Origin of the sequence: Longimicrobium sp. (assembly GCF_036387355.1) — a bacterium.
Taxonomy (GTDB): domain Bacteria; phylum Gemmatimonadota; class Gemmatimonadetes; order Longimicrobiales; family Longimicrobiaceae; genus Longimicrobium.
In genome coordinates this window covers 1-3,160 of sequence record NZ_DASVTX010000445.1, presented here as the reverse complement: position 1 = coordinate 3,160, position 3,160 = coordinate 1, and the positions used below count along the sequence as shown (strand labels likewise).

Below are 3,160 nucleotides of genomic sequence, written 5' to 3'. Positions count from 1 at the left end.
CCGCGCGTGCACCGCACCGGCACCATCCCCAACCTGCAGCTCAAGCAGTCAGGAACGCACCAGAACGCGATCCGCTTCTTTGCGCGGCTCTTGGAGTCGCTGGGCTTTCAGGTCTCCGTCGCGGAGAGCGGGCCCCGCCGCGGCGACCGGATCACCTCGGTGCTCCAGGTACTGGGCGGCCAGGCGGAGCAGGTGCGCTATTTTGCCGAGGTCGGCTTCTGCCGCTCGGCGGAAAAGCGGGTGCGGGCGGCGGCCGCCTTCAGCGTGGCCTGGCAGGGCGAGAAGTACCTACGCAACCGCGACGCGGCCAGGCACGAGGCGCGCGCCCGCAAGACGGCGGGCGCGGGGTGGCGCACGGTGATGGCCGAGGTGGCGTCCGAGTTCGGCGTGTCGCCGGGGTTCGTGTACCACTCGATGTACGATGACCGCGGGCGTTCGCGCCGGCTTCCCGGCGAGGCGACGCAGCCGGAGAGCGAGGGCGAGATCTGCTGGGTTCCAGTGGAGGCGGTGGAGCCTGGGGGAGCGGCCGCCGTCTACGACGTGGTGACCGGCGATCCGGCTGCGTGCTTTCTGGCCGGGGGCGTGGCCGTGCACAACTGCGGAAACGCGGCGATCCGCACGGACCTCACGATGGGCGACATCACCCGCGGGCTCACGCTGCCGGAGGTACAGCGGAACCCGCACCGCCTGGCCGAGGACCGCGACGCGCGGAGCCTGGCGGACGAGATTCAGTCGGCGATCTCGTTCGGTATCGGGCGCAAGAACAACGCGGACGACGCGCCGGTGGACGATCCGCTGTTCCTGGACCCGGCCTGGTACGCCATCCCCAACACGGGCGGCTACCGCGACACCCTGCGCGACAAGGCCCGCCGCCAGCTGGGCACGGTTGGGAGCGGCAACCACTACGTCGACGTGTTCGCCGACGAGGCGGGTGCGGTGTGGGTGGGCGTGCACTTCGGCAGCCGCGGGCTGGGGCACACCATCGCGTCGGACTTTCTGTCGCTCAGCCAGGGCGGCGACTGGGGCCAGCGGGCCAAGGAGGCCGAGGTGCTGCTGGACCTGACCCAGCCGCTGGGGCACGACTACTGGCAGCTCATGGAGCTCGCCGGGCGCTACGCCTACGCGGGGCGCGAGTGGGTGGCGCGCAAGGTGGTGCAGATGCTGGGCGGAAGGGAGCTGGAGCTGGTGCACAACCACCACAACTTCGCCTGGAAGGAGCAGCAGACCGTGGCGAAGACGGGCGAGACCGCCGAGATGGTGGTGGTGCGCAAGGGCGCCACGCCAGCCTTTCCGGGCCAGAAGGGCTTCATCGGCGGCTCGATGGGCGACGACGCGGTGATCGTGCGCGGGGCGGAAGCGCCGGACGAGGAGACGGCGGCGGCGCAGCGCGAGGCGATGTTCAGCACGGTGCACGGCGCCGGGCGCGTGATGTCGCGCACCGAGGCCGCGGGCAAGGTGAACCGCAAGTCGGGCAAGGTGATCCGGCCCGGGCGCATCTCGCGCGAGATGGTGGGAGACTGGCTGGGGAAGCGCGGCGTCATTCTGCGCGGCGGTGGCCTGGACGAGGCGCCGCAGGCGTATCGCCGCCTGCCCAAGGTGCTGGAGGCGCAGGGCGGAACGATCCACATCGAGCACGTGCTGCGCCCGCTCATCGTGGTGATGGCGGGCGCGGGGGAGATCGATCCGTACAAGGACTGAATGGGAGTGCGGGAGTGCGGAGTGCTGAGTGCGGAGTGCTGAGTGCTGAGTGACTCAGCCCAGAATCAGCGCCCCGCGGTTTCGGTATGCCGGCACCTTCGCACTTTCGCACCTTTGAGCTCCCGCACTCAGCACTCCGCACTCCGCACTGCCCTACTGAATCGCCGCCCGGGCCCGGGCCTGCCCGCCCGGGAGCCAGGCGGGGCGCGCCGGGTCCGAGGCGGCCGCGTGGGCCGTGTAGAACAGCAGCCGCGCCACGCGGGCCAGCTTTTCCGTGTTCAGGTTCGCCGGGCTGTCCGTCACGCGGTGGTAGTCGGGGTGCTGCATTGTGGAAAAGAAGAGCGCGGGCACCCCGGCCGCCACAAAGCTGGCCTGGTCGCTCCGGCCGAACCAGCGCAGCGCCGGGTCCACTTGCGACTGCAGGTGGAATCGGAGCTCCGGGTGCGCGGCGTTTACCCGGGCCACCAGTTCGCCGAGCGACGAGTACTCCTGCCCAAGGACGGTCAGCGTGTCGGGCGCGTTGCGGCCCACCATGTCCAGGTTGATGTTCGCCACGATGCGCTCGCGCGGCACACTGGGGTGCGCCACCCAGTACTGCGAACCCTGCAGGTTGCGCTCTTCGGCGCTCACGGCAAGAAAGACGACGGAGCGCGCGGGCGCCCTGCGCAGCCGGCCGAACGCTTCCGCCGCGGCGAGCAGCGCGGCGGTGCCTGACGCGTTGTCATCCGCGCCGTTGTAGATGGAGTCGCCGTCCGCGCCGTGCGCCACGCCCACGTGGTCGAAGTGCGCGGTCAGCACGACGTACTGGTCGCGCAGCACGGGATCGGAGCCGGGGAGCACCGCCACCACGTTGGGCGCGCTCACCTGGACGGGGCGCGCGGGGGCGGCCATGGAAATCCGCACGCCCGGCAACGGCAGCGGCAGGGTGGCCGAGCGGGCGCGCAGGGCCGCATCGTCCTGTCCGCCGGCGCGAAAGACGGACTGCGCCACCTCCGTGCGGATGCCGAACACCGGGAGCGGCGCCGTGGGGTTCGCGCCCTCCATCTGGTGCGCGAACCACTCGACGCTGTCCGCGTCGATGGCGGGATCCAGCACCAGGAGCACGCCGCTGGAGCCGGCGCGCATCGCCGAAACTACGGCGCCGGTCATCGCCCCCACGCCGTCCACCGGGCTGCCGCCCAGGTGAAAGACGGCGATGCGGCCGCGCGCGCCCTCGCCGAGTTCGGACGGCTGCGGAAGCGCCGGGCCCACGTACACGGCCTCGCCCTCCGCCGCGGTCTGGGCGGCGAAGCTGAAGTAGTCCGCGCCGTACGTCCACGCGGTTTGCCGTCCGCCTGCGTCCATGGTGAAGCGGCGCTCCGCCGCGGGTACGTCCACGGCGGCAAAGGTGAATCGCTGCAGGTACGAGCCGGAGTCCCCGGCGGGACGCAGCCCCGCACGGCGAAAGATTCCCGCGATGGAG

General features: G+C 71.6%; 2 protein-coding genes. One reads left to right on the top strand and one right to left on the bottom strand.

Annotated features, from left to right (window positions below; genetic code table 11):
• Window positions 1-1,698 (top strand): RtcB family protein (locus tag VF665_RS19505; protein WP_331055135.1); only part of this gene is annotated, 1,698 nt, incomplete at its 5' end.
• Window positions 1,699-1,851: 153 nt separating this feature from the next.
• Here VF665_RS19505 and VF665_RS19500 read toward each other — a convergent pair.
• The coding region (locus VF665_RS19500) for a M28 family peptidase (protein ID WP_331055134.1) at window positions 1,852-3,160 on the bottom strand (1,309 nt) is incomplete at its 5' end.